The following is a 16,266-nucleotide window of genomic DNA, read 5'->3' as shown; positions in this document are numbered from 1 at the left end:
GCCTCGATGAGCGCGCCCTACCAGTCCCCCCTCTCGCCCGGCCGCTCATGGTACGAGGACTCAGTGGGCGAGCGCCCGCGCTATGCCCGGCTCGACGGCTCGCTCAACGTCGATACGCTGATCGTCGGCGGCGGCTTCACGGGCCTGTCGGCGGCGCTGCATCTGGCCGAGCGCGGCGTCAGCGTCGCGCTTCTGGAGGCAGCCAGGCTGGGCGACGGCGCCTCCGGGCGCAATGGCGGCCAGTTCGGCACGGGCCAGCGGCAATGGCCGGAGGACCTTGAAGCGGACATCGGGCTGGAGCGCTCGCGCCAGCTTTTCCAGATGGCGGAGGATGCCAAGGCCCATCTCCACGAGATGATGGCGACGCGCGACATCGAAGCCGACTATCGCCCCGGCCAGCTCTCGCTGGTTCATAAAAGGCGCTATATCGAGAGCTATCGCCGCCACGCCGACATCTTGGCCGAGCGCTACAGCTATCCCCATGCGCGCTTCTTGACCCAAGCCGAGGCGGCCGAGCGTCTCGGCTCGCCGGCTTATCACGCCGGCCTTCTCGACACCGGTACGGGCCATCTCCACCCGATGAAGTTGCTGGTCGGCACGGGCCGGGCGGCCGCACGCGCCGGCGCGCGTCTCTTCGAGGAGACGCCGGTGACGAAGATCACCCACCAAGGCGGTCGGATCGAAGCGGAAACGCCCTTCGGCACGGTGCGCGCGGCGCGCGCGCTTCTGGCCGTCAACGCGCATGGCGGCACGCTCGACCGGGGTAATGCCGCTCATGTCATGCCGATCCGCTCCTTTATCGCCGCAACGGAGCCTTTGGCCGAGCCGGACCGCATCCTGCCCGGAAACGAGGCCGCCGACGATTCCCGCTTCGTCGTGCGCTATTTCCGCAAGACGCCGGACAACCGCCTCCTGTTCGGCGGCCGGGAAGCCTATTCCTCTGCGGAAGGGGATATCGTTAGCCAGATACGAAAACAAGTCGTCTCGATCTGGCCGCATCTCTCCGATGTCCGGTTCACCCATGGCTGGGGCGGGTCGGTCGGCGTCACCCTGCCGCGCATGCCCTATGTCGCAAGTCCGCAGCCCGGACTGACCGTGATCGGCGGGTTCTCGGGCCATGGCGTGCTTCTATCGCATTACACAGGCCGGCTTTATGCCGAAAGGGTGCTGGGCAACCAGGATCGGTTGGCCGAGTTGGAGGCGCTGCGCATTCCCGCCTTTCCGGGTGGAACCGCCCTTCGCGCGCCGCTCCTGTTCCTCGCCATGACGTGGTACGCGTTGCGCGATCGTTTTTGACGAGATGCGCTTGTGTCTTGCACCAGACAACAGTTCGCTCCAATTACAGTGAAACTGACGCGGCTTTGGTCGCCCCTGTTTCGAGGACGAGCCTTGCCGAGCGAAGCGACCCGTGATGCCTGTGCAACGGAGCCGACATCCGCCCCGCGGTTGCGAGATCGCCTGCGCGCGGAAACACGCGCCGCGCACGAAGCGCTCGACGCCGAGTTCGCCGACATGCTGCAACCGGGCGCCGAGAACCTCTACGCCCGCTTCCTCCTGACCAACCGCGCCGGCCATGCGGCGCTGGAGCCCGCACTTCTGGCCAGCCCTCTCGCGCAGATGCGCGACGGCGCATGGCAGGTCGATGGGCGGCTCGACGCGCTGGAGGCCGACTGCACGGCGCTGCGCCTGCCCGCATGGTCCGGCCCCGCCTTCGCGGTGCAGACCCCGAACCTGTTCGAAGCGCTGGGCATGGCCTATGTCCTGGAAGGGTCGCGCCTGGGCGCGGGGTTCCTCTTGAAGGCCTTGCGCCGGCAGGCGCCGGGTGCCGATCGGCCGGTCCACTATCTCGAAGCCTCCAGCGATCCCGAGCCGTTTCGCCGCCTGCTGGCCTTCATGAACGCGCAATCGCCATCCACGGACGAGGCCGACAGCACGATCGAGGCGGCCAACCGCACGTTTCGCCATTTCCGCGCTCTGGCCGAGGGCGCACGGACCAGGATGACGATCTCTTGAGCAATCTCAGAGCCCCGCGGGACCACGAGGTCGATCTGACCAATTGCGATCGCGAGCCGATCCAATTCCTGGGCTGCATCCAGAATTTCGGCTTTCTGGTCGGCGCGTCGATGGATTGGCTGATCGAACGCGTGTCGGCCAATCTGCCCGCCTTCGTGGACCGCGAGCCGGACGCGCTTCTGGGCGAGCCGCTTCTCTCGCTGTTCCCCGAGACGTCGGTTCATGCCATTCGGGGCCGGCTTCAGATCCTCTCGTCCAGCGATGGTGTGGAGCGCCTGTTCGGCTTCGACCTGTTCAACGACGGGCGCACCTTCGACGTGGCGATCCACGTCTCCAGCGGAACGATCGTGATCGAGGCCGAGCCCGCGACGCGCGCCTCCGGCATCAATCCCGGCGCGCTCATCAAGAGCATGATCTCGCGCGTTCAACGCACCGAGGGGCTCGAAGGGCTTTACCGCGAATGCGTGCGCCAGTTGCGCGGCATCACCGGCTTCGACCGCGTGATGCTCTATCGCTTCGCCTCGTCCGGCGCGGGCTCGGTGGTGGCCGAATCCGTGCGCTCGGGCCTCGGCTCGTTTCTGGGCCTCAACTATCCGGCCGCCGACATTCCGGTTCAGGCCCGGCGTCTCTACGTCCAGAACCAGATCCGCATCATCGCCGATGTCGGCGCGGTGCCGGTGCCGGTGCTGCCCGAGCTCGATCCGCACGGGCGCCCGCTGGACCTCTCCCTCTCGGTTCTGCGCAGCGTTTCGCCCATCCATATCGAATATCTTTCCAACATGGGGGTCTCCGCCTCCATGTCGATTTCGATCGTGATCGACGGCAAGCTCTGGGGCCTGTTCGCGCTCCATCACTACGCCCCGCGCTATCTCACCATGGAGATCCGCAGCGCGACCGAGCTGTTCGGGCAGATGGTGGCGCTGATCATCGACGGACGTCTCTACAAGGAGGCCAAGCGGATCGACGAAGTGGCGCGCGATCTGCACGACCGCTTCATCGCCAAGCTCGTCGCCGCCTCGCCCTCGCTGGAGACGATCTCGGATTTCGCCGAGGACATGCGCGAGATGGTGCCCTGCGACGGCTTCGTCGTCTGGGCCAAGGGCGAAGAGAAGACCCACGGCACCGGCCTGTCGCGCGAGGAATTGCAGTCCCTGACGCGCTTTCTCAACCGCGCGGGGTCGGGGCGCATCTATGCCACCGACGAGCTTTCGACCTTCCATCCGCCGGCCGCCGACTACAGGAGCCGCGTGTCCGGCGTTCTGGCCATTCCGATTTCGCGCTCGCCGCGCGACTATATCCTCTTCTTCCGCCGCGAGATCGTGCAGACCGTGAACTGGGCCGGCGATCCCAAGACCAAGGAGCGGATGATCGGGCCGAACGGCGCGCGGCTGACCCCGCGCAAGAGCTTCGAGGCCTGGAAGGAAACCGTGGTCGGCAAGTCGCTGCCTTGGACCGAGAGCGAGCTGAGGGCGGGCGAATCCCTGCGCGTCTCGATTCTGGAAGTGCTCCTGCGCTTCAACGAGGAAAGCGAGCGCCAGCAGCATCTGGCCGCCCAGCGCCAGGAACTGCTGATCGCCGAATTGAACCACCGGGTGCGCAACATTCTCAGTCTGATCCGCGCGCTGGTGGTCCAGTCCAAGCCGAGCGCGGCGGATGTGGACAGTTTCGCCCGCATCATCGGCGGGCGAATCCAGGCGCTGGCCCGCGCCCACGACCAGATCACCAGCGAGCAGTTCTCCTCCACGTCCCTTCAGGACATCGTGCGCACGGAGGTGATGGCCTATATCGGCGCCAAGCAGGATCGCGTGCATCTGGAAGGGCCGGATGTCTATGTCGAGGCCATGGCCTTCTCGACGCTAGCCCTCGTGTTTCATGAGCTTGTCACCAATTCCGCCAAATATGGCGCGCTGTCCGACTCCTCGGGCAGCGTGCGCGTGATCTGGCGGATCGGAGAGGACGGGGCCTGCCATATCGAATGGATCGAGAACGGTGGCCCACCCGTGCCCGCGCCCAAACGGCGCGGCTTCGGCTCCACCATCATCGAGCGCTCGATCCCGCACGATCTCGGAGGCGAGGCCGAACTGGATTTCCGCCTGTCGGGCCTGTGCGCGCGCTTCCGCCTGCCGTCGCAGGTGTTTCATCTCGTGGCCATCGCCCCGCTCCCGTCCTCCGCCGCTGCCGCATCCAAGGAGCTCGTGACCATGTCGTCCGCGTCCAACCTCGACAGTCTTGAAGGTCTTCGCGCCTTGATGGTCGAGGACAACATGATCATCTCGCTCGACGCCGAGCAGCTCCTGATGGATCATGGGGCGTTGGAGGTGCATGGCGCGGCGAGCGTGGCGGACGCGCGCAAACTTCTCGACCTGCACGAGGTCGATGTGGCGCTGCTCGACGTCAATCTCGGCAGCGAGACCAGCTTCGCCCTCGTGCCCGACCTCACACGCCGCAAGATCCCCTTCGTGTTCGTCACCGGCTATGGCGAACAAATCGAATTGCCCGAGGACGCAGCCAAGGCTGGCACCATCAAGAAGCCGTTTGATGCGCGCGAACTGGTGCAGGCCATCGCCCAAGCCGTCACCAGGGCAAGAAACGGATGAACCGTTCGTCGCGACCAGATCGTCCTCCCGGACGGCCCGGCTCGGCTTTTCTTGTTAAATCGATTAGATTATAGCCTGTCCGAGGCCGCGACCGGCGGGCGCCCTTGAGGAGATGTCGATTTCGTGTCCAGCCAGATCATTCCTGTCGAGATTTTCGACTACATCGTCTTTGGCGGCAACGGCGATCTCGCCGAACGTAAGCTCCTGCCCGCCCTCTATCATCGCGACCTCGACGGGCAGATTCCGCTAGGGGCTCGAATCATCGGCGCGTCGCGCACCGCGCTGTCGGACGAGGCCTATCGCGACTTCGCCCGCAAGGCGCTGGACTCCTTCGTCGCCGCCGGGGACCGCAACCCGGAGGCGGTCGAGCGCTTCCTGTCGCGCCTCTTCTACCGTCAGGTGGACGTGAAGGGCGATGCGGGCTGGGCCGAGCTGAAGTCGCTTCTGGACGAAGCCGAAGACAATCGCATCCGCGCCTTCTACATGGCGGTCAGCCCCTCGCTCTTCGCCGACATCGCCTCGCATATCAACACGCTGGGCCTGTCCAACGACCGCACGCGCCTCGTGGTCGAAAAGCCGGTCGGGCGCGACCTCGAGTCCGCCAAGCGCCTGAACGCGCTGATCGGCGAGCATTTCCGCGAAGATCAGGTCTTCCGCATCGACCATTATCTCGGCAAGGAAACCGTGCAGAACCTCATGGCTCTGCGCTTTGCCAATATGCTCTACGAGCCGCTCTGGAACTCGGCCTTCGTGGATCACGTGCAGATCACGGTCGCCGAAAGCGTCGGTCTGGAAGGGCGCGCGGGCTATTACAACACGGCCGGCGCCATGCGCGACATGGTGCAGAACCACATTCTCCAGCTCGTCTGCCTCGTGGCGCTAGAGCCGCCTTCGGCTATGGACGCCGACGCGCTGCGCGACGAGAAGCTGAAGATCCTGCGCTCGCTCAAGCGCATCGACGCCAGCAACGTCGAACACGTCACCGTGCGCGGCCAGTACAAGGCCGGTGCGTCCAATGGCGGCGCGGTGAAGGGCTATCTGGAAGACCTCGGCGAGCCGACCAGCGACACCGAGACCTTCGTCGCCATCAAGGCCGAAATCAACAATTGGCGCTGGGCCGGCGTGCCCTTCTATATCCGCACGGGCAAGCGCCTGTCGGAGCGCATGAGCGAGATCGTCGTCACCTTCCGCCCGATCCCGCATTCGATCTTCGACAACGCCGCCGGTCACGTCCAGCAGAACCAGCTCGTCATGCGCCTTCAGCCCAACGAAGGCGTGAAGCAATGGCTGATGATCAAGGATCCCGGCCCCGGCGGAATGCGCCTGCGCCATGTCCCGCTGGACATGACCTTCGCCGAGAGCTTCCATGTCCGCAACCCGGACGCCTATGAGCGTCTTCTCATGGACGTGATCCGGGGCAACCAGACGCTGTTCATGCGCCGCGACGAGGTCGAGGCCGCGTGGGAATGGGTCGACCCCATCCTCAAGGCCTGGGAAGAGCGCAGCATGAAGCCGCAAGGCTACACCTCGGGCACCTGGGGTCCGTCCTCCTCGATCGCGCTGATCGAGCGTGACGGGCGCACCTGGCACGAGCCGGATTGAGCGGGGCCATGACGATCAAACGTCACGACTATCCCACGCGCGACGCGCTGGCCGAGGCTTTGGCCGGCGGCATCGCGGCGGTTCTGGCCGGCGGCATCGCCACGCAGGGTTCGGCGGTTCTCGCCGTGTCCGGCGGCTCGACGCCCAAGCTCCTGTTCCGACACCTTGCCTCGACCGACATCGACTGGTCCCGGGTGACGGTCGTCCTCGTGGACGAGCGCTGGGTGCCCGAAACCTCCGATCGGTCCAACGCGGCCCTCGTGCGGGACAATCTCCTGCGCGACCGGGCTTCGGCGGCGCATCTCGAGCCCTTCTATATCGAGGGGCTGGACGCGCTGGAGGCGGTGGGCGAACTGTCGCAGAAGTTCGGCGCGTTCCAGCGCCCCTTCGATGTCGTGATCCTCGGCATGGGCACGGACGGGCACACGGCCTCCTTCTTCCCCGGCGGCAACCGTCTGGCGGCGGCAATCGACCCGGCCAACCCGGAGGCGGTGATCGCCATCGAGGCGCCCGGCGCGGGCGAGCCTCGCATCACCTTGACGCTGTCCCGGCTTGCCGACGCGCGTTTCCTGGCGCTTCATATCGAGGGTGAGGAAAAGCAGGTGGTGCTGGAGCGCGCCCTGGAGGATGGCCCGGTCGAGGACATGCCGGTGCGCGCCATGCTGCGAGCGCCGCGCCAAGAGCCGATCCAGGTCTTCTGGGCTCCCTGAAGAGCCGATCCTTGCCTGGTGCGGGGTCCGCGCCGGGCCATTCGTTCCGGGCCGACGCGTGAAGCAAGCGCCGGCCCCTACCCAGTGAGGTGACGTCATGGCCGCCATTGCCCGCATCGAGGAGATCACGGCTCGTATCCGCGAGCGGTCCGCGCCGACGCGCGAGCCCTATCTCGCGCGCATCGAGGCCAAGGGCGCGGCCGGCCCCCGGCGCAACCGCTTGCATTGCGGCAATCTCGCCCATGGTTTCGCCGCCTGCGGGCCGACCGACAAGGAGCGCCTGACCGGCAGCGAGACGCTGAATCTCGGCATCATCACCGCCTATAACGACATGCTCTCGGCCCACCAGCCCTACGAGACCTACCCTGAGATGATCCGCCAGACGGCGCGAGAGATGGGCGCGACGGCGCAGGTCGCGGGCGGCGTTCCCGCCATGTGCGACGGCGTCACGCAGGGTCAGACGGGCATGGAACTGTCGCTCTTCTCGCGCGACATCATCGCCATGTCGGCCGCCGTCGGCCTCAGCCACGACATGTATGACGCCGCCGTCTATCTCGGCGTCTGCGACAAGATCGTGCCGGGCCTCGCCATCGCCGCCCTGACCTTCGGCCATCTGCCGGCGATCTTCGTGCCGGCCGGGCCGATGACGACGGGCCTGCCGAACGACGAGAAGACCCGCATCCGCCAGCTCTACGCCGAGGGCAAGGTCGGGCGCGACGCGCTGCTGGAGGCCGAGTCCAAGAGCTATCACGGGCCGGGCACCTGCACCTTCTACGGCACGGCCAATTCCAATCAGATGCTGATGGAGATCATGGGCCTGCACACGCCGGGCTCGTCCTTCGTCAATCCGGGCACGCCGCTGCGCGACGCGCTGACCCGCGAGGCGACGCGCCGTGCCCTCTCGATCACCGCGCTCGGCAACGAATACACGCCCGCCGGCCTCGTGGTGGACGAGCGCGCCGTGGTCAACGGCGTTATCGGTCTTCACGCCACCGGCGGCTCGACCAATCATACGATGCATCTCGTCGCCATCGCCGCGGCGGCCGGCATCCAGCTGACCTGGGCCGATATCTCGGAACTTTCCGACCTCACGCCGCTGCTCGCCCGCGTCTATCCGAACGGTTCGGCCGACGTGAACCATTTCCAGGCGGCCGGCGGCATGGGCTACCTGATCCAGGAACTCCTGAAGCACGGCCTCCTGCATGACGACGTGCGCACGGCCTGGGGCACGGGCCTCGGCGGCTACACGGTCGAAGCGCGGCTGGGCGAGGACGGGCACTCGGTGGTCCGCGTGCCCGCCCCCGAGCACAGCCACGATCCCAAGGTTCTTACGACGCCCGAGCAGCCCTTCGCGCCCAATGGCGGCTTGAAGATGCTGGACGGCAATATGGGCAAGGCCGTCATCAAGGTCTCCGCCGTGAAGCCCGAGCGCCGCGTGGTGGAAGCGCCGGCCCGCGTGTTCCACGATCAGGACGATCTCCAGCGCGCCTTCAAGGCGGGCGAGCTGACGGGCGATTTCATCGCCGTGGTGCGCTTCCAAGGGCCGAAGTCGAACGGAATGCCCGAGCTTCACAAACTCACGCCCTCGCTCGGCGTGTTGCAGGATCGCGGGCAGAAGGTGGCGCTGGTGACGGACGGGCGCATGTCCGGTGCCTCGGGCAAGATTCCCGCTGCCATCCATGTGACGCCGGAAGCCGCCGAGGGCGGCGCGATCGGGCGCATCCGCGACGGCGACATGATCCGTCTCGACGGCGAGACCGGCGCGCTGGAAGTTCTGGTGGATGCCACCGAATTCGGCGCGCGGCCGCTCGCGGAAGCCGATCTCTCGGCTAACGAGTTCGGCCTCGGGCGCGAGCTGTTCGCCGTGTTCCGCCGCGCGGTCGGCCCGGCCGACCGGGGCGCCAGCGTTTTTTAACCGCCCCATCGGGCGTTACCCACAAGCATCCGCCGAGCGATTTCCTCTTTCGCCGGCAATAGGCTAGACGAAGGCTCGAAGCGTCAGGCTAGGCTCTTTTGGAGCCCGCCTTACGCGCTCGGGCCTTTGTCGCGTCCGAGCCAGAGAAGGCAATGCGTGCGGGACCGGACGAGTGCTTCGCCCCGCAGGCGCGAGGCGGGAGCGATCTCCGCTTCGAGAAGAGATTGGGCTCATTCGGCATGTCGCGTTCGTCCCGCATCAAGCTCCCGCGCGGATCGCTCCGTTCGTTCGGCATCGTGCATGACGTGGTGGTGGCCGCGCTCGCCATCAGCCTCTCGCTGACGCTGGCCTTCGATTCCTACGCGCTCACCCATTCCTGGCAGATCTGGGCGATGATCGGCGGCTTCACGGCGCTCTCGGCCGCGATGTTCCCGCTCTTCTCGCTCAACAGCGGCGCGTGGCGCTATGCCTCGCTGCTCGACGTCGTATCGATCGTGAAGGCCGCGACGGCGATCAACGTCGTCTTCCTGATTGCCAATTTCATCCTGTTCCGGGGCGAGTATTTCCCGCGTTCGGCCTTCATCATGACCTGGTTCATCATGATCGTCGGTCTCGGCGGCCCACGCCTTGCCTACCGGCTCTACAAGGAGCGCGGCCTGTCGGAGCGCTTCTTCGAGACGGCTTCGGCGCGCGAGCGCCCGCAACATATCCTGCTCTACGGCTTTTCCGACAATGCCGATCTTTTCATCCGCAACGCGCGCCGCTCGCATCACAGCCCGCATATCGTCGGCCTGATCGATCCGCTCGCCAAGAATCGCCGCCGCCAGTTGCACGGGCTGCGCGTGCTCGGCGCGCTGGACGATCTGCCCGAGGTCGTGCAGCAGGCCGAGCACGGCGCGACGCCGATCACGCAGATCATCGTCACGCAGACCAACATCTCTCCCGCCGATCTCTCGCACGTGGTGGAGAGTGCCGCCCCGTTCCAGATCGCCGTGAAGCGCCTGCCGGATATTTCGCGCGCGGGCGGCGTCGATGCCGACAAGCCGATCGAGGCTCTGCCCGTCTCGCTGGAAGACCTTCTCGGGCGCACCGAAGTCGAGCTCGACACGGCGGAAGTGGCGCGGCTCATTCGCGGCCGCTGCATCGCCGTGACCGGCGCGGGCGGCTCGATCGGCTCGGAACTCGTCAACCAGATCGCCGCCTTCGCGCCGGGGCGTCTGATCCTCGTGGATGCCAACGAGTTCAATCTCTACTCCATCGGCAAGCGCATGGAGGTCCACCACCCCAGCGTCGAGGTGGTGGAGCGGATCGTGGATGTCCGGCAGGCCGACCGCGTGTCGCGCCTCTTTGCCGAGTGGCGGCCGGAGGTCATCTTTCACGCCGCAGCGCTGAAGCATGTCCCGATCGTCGAGGACAATCCGCTGGAGGGGATCGAGACCAATCTTTTGGGCTCGCGCAATGTCGCGAACGCGGCGCTCAGCTGCGGCGCGACGGCCTTCGTCATGGTCTCGACCGACAAGGCGGTGAATCCGACCAATGTCATGGGCGCGACCAAGCGCGCGGCGGAAGCCTATTGCCAGGCGCTCGACCTTGCGGGCTCGGGCACGCGCTTCATGACCGTGCGCTTCGGCAATGTCATGGGCTCGGCGGGTTCGGTGATCCCGCTGTTTCAGGCGCAGCTGTCGCGCGGCGGGCCGCTGACCGTGACCCATCCCGACATCACGCGCTTCTTCATGACGATCCCCGAAGCCTCCCGCCTCATTCTCCACGCCGCCGGCCACGGGCTCGGCGCGGGCGCGGCCGAGGGGCAGATTTTCGTTCTCGACATGGGCGAGCCCATCCGCATCACGGAACTCGCCGAGCGGCTGATCCAGCTGGCGGGCCTGCGCCCGCATGTCGATGTCGCGATCCGCTACACCGGCCTGCGCAAGGGCGAGAAGCTCTACGAGGAACTCTTCGGCGAAGGCGAAACGCGCGAGCGCACGGGCCGCGCGGGGCTTTTGATCGCCCGCTCGCGCGTCAGCGATCTCGACCTCCTGCGGCATCGCTTCGCTGAGGCCGAAGAGGCCGTTCGCGCGGGCGACGCGGCGCGAGCCGTCGCGGTTCTGCGCCAGATCGTGCCGGAGTTCACGCCCTTGTCGGAGCTTCCCCCCGCCGCCATCGAGGGCCATTCGACACGGCGTCTGGCCTCTCCCGATGCGCCAACGCCGGCGGGAGATTGAGGCGGCTGTCAGTCGCGGCCTCGCGTCCCGATCGGTCGGGGCGCTCGTCCCAAAGCGACGACGAAGCGTGTGGGGGCCGACTGCGAAGCGAGCGCCGAGCGCTTGATCCTCCAAAGGGCCGGGCAGCTGCGAAACATTCGGGATCAGTTTGCCGCGTCCCCTGCTCCGATCCTTGCCTCGCCGCTGTGCGCGGGACAGGCTCCCCTCGTCTCCCTGTACGAACCGAAGGTGTTCGAGGCTCTTTGCGCGGAGATGCTCCCGAGATCAGCGGCAGGTCTGCGAGATGCCTGCCTCAGGTCTTTCGGCAGCGTCGAAACGATCCCGACGACCCTTTGCGATGACGCCCGACGATGCGCGGAAGCGCTCATCGTCGGGCGTCATTGCGGAACAAAAGGGAAGCGACGCGGAACAGGCCCTTAGGACGAGGGCTGAACCAGGAGGCTTCGACGCTGGCGCGCGGCGGTCATCGTCAGGCTTATGCGCTCGCGGGCGGCTTCCTCGACCATGGGCCGGTTGGCGGGCTCGTTGGGCTGAGCCAGCTCGGAGAGGTCATCGAGACGCTTGGACGCTTCATCGAAGCCGGACGGGGCGGCGTCGAGACTCGGCGCGTCCAGTTCCTCGGCCGGCTGGAAGCGACGCACGCCGGAGCGGCGAAGGCCGATGGCGCGGATGCGCTCGCGCAGTTCGGCCCGGCGGCGGTCGAGGTCGCCCTCGTTCAGGTCGAACTCCGGGTCGCTCGGCGCATGGACGGCGTGTTCGTGTTCGTCCTCGAATGCTTCGTGATCGCCCTTGAACTCGTCCTGTTCCCGCGCTGTCCGAGCCGTCTCGAATTCGGATTCATCGCCAGGTTCGTCGCCCGCATCGCGGATCGACGCGCGAGGCGCTTCATCTTCGGCATCGACTGGCGAGACGATGGACGGCTCCTGAGCGCGGCGGATCGGCTCGTGCGTTTCCGAGTCAGTGGCCGAGCCGCGCAGCGACCAGTCTGCGGCGGCGGGTATCGGGGCCTCGGCGCGCCGGAGGGTGAAACCTTCGTCCAAACGCTCCGTCTCGCCCCGTTCGTCTTCGGCGCGGCGCGCGCTGCCAGCCCCGCCCCGCAGGATGGAGAGCATGGCGCCGAGCGCGGCCAGCATGATGCCGACGCCGAGCCCAGCGACACCACCGGCCGCCATGACGATGCGGCGCGACAGGCTGGAGGGCTGAAGCGGGACCGTCGCCTCGGAGATCACGCGCACATTGGCGGTGTTCAGGCTTTCCTGCTCGCTGGTCTGGCGCGTGCGCAGGAGATAGGCCTCGTAGACCGCGCGGGAGGCATCGACCTCGCGCTCCAGCTCGCGAAGCTTCACGAAGGAACTGCTGGTCTCGATCTGGCGTGAGCGCAGCGTGTCGATCTGACGGCTCAGATCGGCTTCGGTATCGCGGGCGCGGGCAAGCTCCGTCTGCGCCGAGGCGACGATGCGGCCGAGCTCGTTCTGGATTGCGCGCCGCGCCGCCGTCACGGCTTCGTCCGCCCCGATACGCTGGGGATGGCGGGGCCCGAGGCGCGTGGCAAGAACGGCGGCGCTCTGCGTGGCTTCGGTATAGGCCTGGCGCAGGCGTTGCAGCGTTTCGGAGTTGAGCCCTTCGGGGAAGGAGCCCTCCACCACGTCGCTGAAGCTGGCGCGGCGCAGCGACTGGGCGCGCACGTCGAGCGTGGTGATCTGGGCGCGCACATCGGCCAGCTGGCTGTTGATGCGCGTGATGTAGTCGTCGTCGATCAGCCGGCCGCCGACGCCGACGAGCTTGTTGTCGGCCTTGTAGGCTTCCACCGCATCTTCGGCGGCGACGACGCGCTGGCGCAGCTCGGCAAGGCGCGAGGACAGGGCCGTGGTCGCGCGCCGCGCGAGTTCCGACTGGGCGCGGCCTTGCTCGGCGATGAAATTCTCGGTGATCAGATTGGCGAGACGCGCCGCCTTGTCGGGGTCCTCGGAGGTCACCGACAGGTTGATCACGAAACTATTGGCGTTGCGCACGGCCTTCACGTGCTTGGCGAGGTTCGCGATCGTCAAAAGCTGGCGATCGCGGATCACCGCGTCCTCGTTGGACGAGAGGAAGGCGTTCACGAGGCTGGTGACGCCGGAAAACAGGCTCTCGCGCGTGCCGTTGAACTCGGGATCGGCGGTCAGGCCTGCCTGGGAGACGACGCGCTCCAGAACCGAATTCGAGGTCATCACCGCGATCTGACTTTCCACCAGCGCCAGCGTCCCGTCCGTGCTCATGCCCGTCTGGGACGAGGTCACGTCGTTCTGCACGATGTTGAGATCGCGCGGATCGAGCACGAGCTGGGCGATGCCCGTATAGGCTTTGGGCGTGGAATAGGCATAGGCACCGGCCAGCCCGACGCCGAGCACGGTCGCCAGAACGATGAAGCCGCGTCGCTGCCAGATGCCGCTCGCCAGCACAGCCGGATCGAACAGCGACGTCTGCCCATCGGCCCTGGACCGGCGCGGCCGTTCGCCCGCGAAGACGCTCTCAGCATGGGTGTCGGAATGGAACATCCGGGTGGGCCTGTTCTCAACGAGGACGGTTTGGCCAAACCTCCGCGAATATGGCAAACAAATCCTTAACGCGCCTTCCAATCGTTACGGAACGGTCAGCCCGTCGCAAGTTTCTGACGTAGCGTCACATACCAGGGCTTGGGCCGAAGCGCCGCGTCGAACGGCAGGGGCCGGTTCGGCTGGCCGTCGGAGCGCGGCATGGCGTCCGGCACCCAGGTGTAGCGATCGCTGATGCCCCAGGTGATCACGGCATAAGGGCGCTGACCGGCGAACAGCCCGTCCAGAAAGTCGCTGACGCTGCGCTCGGCCGCCGCGTCGATGGCGTCGGCGTCGCCCCGAACCTGAAAGTCGATCACATCCAGCTCGCTTGCGAGCAGGCCGACGCCCAGCGCCTTCAAGTCGCGCCCGAAGCGCGCCAGCGCCTCGCGGTCCACTTTGATATGGCTGTAGAGATGCGCCTGAAGGCCGACCATATCGACCCGCAGTCCCTCGTCCTGCAACTGGCGCACGAGATGGAGGATCTCGGCGCGGCGCGCGTCGTAGCGCGGTCCTTCGAATTCCAGATCGTAATCGTTGATGACGAGCTTGGCGCTGGGGTCCGCCCGCATGGCGGTTCGGAAGGCGAGAGAAATGTGGCGCGCCCCGAGCCGGCGCCGCCACCATGTGTCGCGCAAGGGGCCGCCGGGCTCGCGCGGGTCGTTGGCGATCACCTCGTTCACCACGTCCCAGCTGCCGAGCCGGCCCCGGTAATGCTCGGCCACGCGCTCGATATGCTCCACCAGCACCCGCTCGGCATCGGCCGGGTCGCGGATCGCCTCCAGCCAGGGCGGGTTGGTGGACCACCAGACGAAGGCATGGCCGCGCGACATCATGCCCCGCGAACGCGCCCAGTTCACCATCCGGTCGGCCGGGTCGAACCAGAATTCCGGGCGCGTCGGGCGGAGCAGGCCGAATTTCAGCTCGTTGGACGGCATGAGGAGATCGCATTCGCGCTCGATCAGCGCGCGATAGTCCGCATCCGCCTCGAAATGATCCACCTGCACCGCCGCGCCGAAGGGCACGCGCGGCGCAAGGGCACGGGCGGGGTTCGCGCCCAGCCCCATGGCGCAGGCCATCCCCGCCGCGCCTCCCACCAGAAGCGAACGGCGCGTTAAGGGCGCGGTGCTAAGCTGGCGGGGGATCGCGTTCGGGCCTCGTGGGATCGAGTGCAGAGGCGCATCGGCGCGATGATGGACGGCGGCTTGGCTGGTCTCGTCGGTCATGCGCTCTATCGGATGGAAGGGAGAGACGGAATGCGCGGAGCGATCCGTGGCCTGGCTCGGATGGGTCATGCCAATCTTCACCTTCTGCGCGATTATACCAAGCTGATCGGCGGCTCGGCGGGGCGGCTGGTCCTGTCTCTCTTGTATTTCACAGCCGTTGCGAATGCATTGAGCATTGCCGGCTTCGGCCTTTTCGCCACGGCGTCGGGCACGGGCATCGTCCTGTCGCGCATTGCCGGCTTCGGCTTCGTGTCGCCGCTCTACCGCGCGGCCACGCGCAAGCCGCACCTCATCGGCGCCTATACGGCGGGCTATCTGGCGGCGCTTCTCGCCTCCATGCCCGTGGTGGCCTTGGTGGCGCTCGGCTTTTACGGGCTCGTCTTCGAAGGCGACATGGGCCTTCTCCCCTTCGCGCTGGTGGTCGCGGCCGAAATCATCGGCTGGCGCTCGCTGGAGGTCGTGTGCATCGTCAACAACGGCATGGGGCGCTTCGGGCGCGCCTCGGTGCTGGTGATCGTCGGCTCGGCCGCCAAGGCGCTCGCCGCCCTTCTGTTCGCTCATGCCGGCCTTGCCCAGACCGATCTCCTGTCGTGGAGCGTCTTCTACTTCGCAGCCAATGCCGGGTCGGCGCTGCTCGGAATCGTGCTCTTCTATCCGCGCCAGCGGCTTCGCTGGCGTCCGGCCCTTTACCTGCGCCGCCTCGGCGACAGTCTCGCCGTCGCGGGCGCGGAGATCCTGTTCTATCTCCAATCCGAGATGGACAAGCTTCTGGTGTTGTCGCTCGGCGGGCCGGCGATCGCCGGCATCTATGCCATGCTGATGCGCCTCATCGACCTGACGGCGCTGCCGGTGCGCTCCTTCAACATGATGATCGTGCAGAAGCTGATCCGCACACCGGGGCTTCTGCAGTCCTGGCGGCGACGCTGGATGACGGAGGGCGGCATCGCGCTGGTGTCGGTCGCCGGAATGGGGGTGCTCGGGCTGATCCTTGCGGTCGCGCCGACGCTGCTCGGGCGCAATGTCGCCGACGCCGCGCCGCTCGTGCTTCTGGTGCTTCTCGTGCCGGCCTTCCGCAACCTCGTCGAATATCAAAGCGAGTTGCTCTACGCGCGGGGGCGCACGGGCATGCGCGCGGCGATCCTGGCGCTTCTGGGTCTTCTCAAGGCAGGCTTCCTGACGCTGCTCCTGCAAGGGGCGGCCACCACGCCGGACGATCAGTGGATCCTCGGGCTGAACGGTGTCTTCGCCGCGCTCTGGATCGCTTCGGCCGGGGCCACCTATATCGCGCTCGACTGGCGCAGCCGCTTGCCGCGCGACGGCCCGTCCGGCGCGCCCGACATCGCGGCGGCCTGAGCGTGCGATCTCAGAGCCCGTCTGGAAAGTACCCGGCGGGCTTTTCGGACGAGCT

10 protein-coding genes are annotated in these 16,266 nt (G+C 66.9%); 8 read left to right on the top strand and 2 right to left on the bottom strand.

Annotated features, from left to right (window positions below):
- Positions 1-6 precede the first annotated feature (6 nt).
- The 7 genes from NS365_RS09640 to NS365_RS09610 all read left to right on the top strand — a co-directional run bounded on the left by NS365_RS09640 (position 7) and on the right by NS365_RS09610 (position 11,059).
- Positions 7-1,296 carry an NAD(P)/FAD-dependent oxidoreductase gene (locus tag NS365_RS09640; protein WP_058600063.1) on the top strand — a complete coding sequence of 430 codons (1,290 nt, stop codon included), beginning with the start codon at positions 7-9 and terminating at the stop codon, positions 1,294-1,296.
- Positions 1,297-1,389: 93 nt separating this feature from the next.
- Positions 1,390-2,013 (top strand): biliverdin-producing heme oxygenase, encoded by a 624-nt coding sequence (locus NS365_RS09635; protein WP_153003716.1) that lies wholly within the window; start codon positions 1,390-1,392, stop codon positions 2,011-2,013.
- Positions 2,010-4,610, top strand: a complete 2,601-nt coding sequence (locus tag NS365_RS09630; RefSeq protein WP_058600061.1) for an HWE histidine kinase domain-containing protein — start codon at positions 2,010-2,012, stop codon at positions 4,608-4,610. Before NS365_RS09635 ends, NS365_RS09630 begins: the two co-directional genes overlap by 4 nt.
- 123 nt (positions 4,611-4,733) lie before the next feature.
- Positions 4,734-6,212: a glucose-6-phosphate dehydrogenase gene (gene zwf, locus NS365_RS09625; RefSeq protein ID WP_058600060.1), complete on the top strand. Its 1,479-nt coding sequence runs from the start codon at positions 4,734-4,736 to the stop codon at positions 6,210-6,212.
- 8 nt (positions 6,213-6,220) lie between these two features.
- Positions 6,221-6,922 (top strand): 6-phosphogluconolactonase, encoded by a 702-nt coding sequence (gene pgl, locus NS365_RS09620; RefSeq protein ID WP_058600059.1) that lies wholly within the window; start codon positions 6,221-6,223, stop codon positions 6,920-6,922.
- Between the two features lie 97 nt (positions 6,923-7,019).
- The gene (gene edd / locus NS365_RS09615; RefSeq protein ID WP_058600058.1) at positions 7,020-8,837 is read left to right on the top strand and encodes a phosphogluconate dehydratase; all 1,818 of its coding nucleotides are present in this window, start codon (positions 7,020-7,022) and stop codon (positions 8,835-8,837) included.
- Positions 8,838-9,076: 239 nt separating this feature from the next.
- On the top strand, positions 9,077-11,059 hold the full coding sequence (locus NS365_RS09610; RefSeq protein WP_058600057.1) for a polysaccharide biosynthesis protein: 1,983 nt from the start codon (positions 9,077-9,079) through the stop codon (positions 11,057-11,059).
- A 416-nt stretch (positions 11,060-11,475) separates the two neighbouring features.
- Here the strand turns inward: NS365_RS09610 and NS365_RS09605 are convergent, their stop codons facing one another.
- Together NS365_RS09605 and NS365_RS09600 are read right to left on the bottom strand one after the other, a co-directional pair.
- On the bottom strand, positions 11,476-13,596 hold the full coding sequence (locus NS365_RS09605; RefSeq protein ID WP_058600056.1) for a GumC family protein: 2,121 nt from the start codon (positions 13,594-13,596) through the stop codon (positions 11,476-11,478).
- Positions 13,597-13,691: 95 nt separating this feature from the next.
- Positions 13,692-14,858, bottom strand: coding sequence for an endo-1,4-beta-xylanase (locus NS365_RS09600; protein ID WP_244498409.1), 1,167 nt, complete (start codon positions 14,856-14,858; stop codon positions 13,692-13,694).
- Positions 14,859-14,888: 30 nt separating this feature from the next.
- On the opposite strand from NS365_RS09600, the gene NS365_RS09595 reads away from it, so the two are divergent.
- Complete coding sequence (locus tag NS365_RS09595) at positions 14,889-16,211, top strand: lipopolysaccharide biosynthesis protein (protein WP_058600055.1); 1,323 nt, start codon at positions 14,889-14,891, stop codon at positions 16,209-16,211.
- Positions 16,212-16,266 lie beyond the last annotated feature (55 nt).

Source organism: Aureimonas ureilytica (genome assembly GCF_001475935.1).
GTDB lineage: Bacteria > Pseudomonadota > Alphaproteobacteria > Rhizobiales > Rhizobiaceae > Aureimonas > Aureimonas ureilytica_A.
The sequence above is the reverse complement of the archived record's forward strand: the minus strand, read 5'-3'. Positions and strand labels throughout refer to the sequence as shown.

Excerpts from the sequence above, each read along its gene's own strand:
- NS365_RS09640 (WP_058600063.1), top strand. The coding sequence starts at position 7 with ATGAGCGCGCCCTACCAGTCCCCCCTCTCGCCCGGCCGCTCATGGTAC.
- pgl (WP_058600059.1), top strand. The coding sequence starts at position 6,221 with ATGACGATCAAACGTCACGACTATCCCACGCGCGACGCGCTGGCCGAG.
- edd (WP_058600058.1), top strand. The coding sequence starts at position 7,020 with ATGGCCGCCATTGCCCGCATCGAGGAGATCACGGCTCGTATCCGCGAG.
- NS365_RS09610 (WP_058600057.1), top strand. The coding sequence starts at position 9,077 with ATGTCGCGTTCGTCCCGCATCAAGCTCCCGCGCGGATCGCTCCGTTCG.
- NS365_RS09605 (WP_058600056.1), bottom strand. The coding sequence starts at position 13,596 with ATGTTCCATTCCGACACCCATGCTGAGAGCGTCTTCGCGGGCGAACGG.
- NS365_RS09600 (WP_244498409.1), bottom strand. The coding sequence starts at position 14,858 with ATGACCGACGAGACCAGCCAAGCCGCCGTCCATCATCGCGCCGATGCG.
- NS365_RS09595 (WP_058600055.1), top strand. The coding sequence starts at position 14,889 with ATGCGCGGAGCGATCCGTGGCCTGGCTCGGATGGGTCATGCCAATCTT.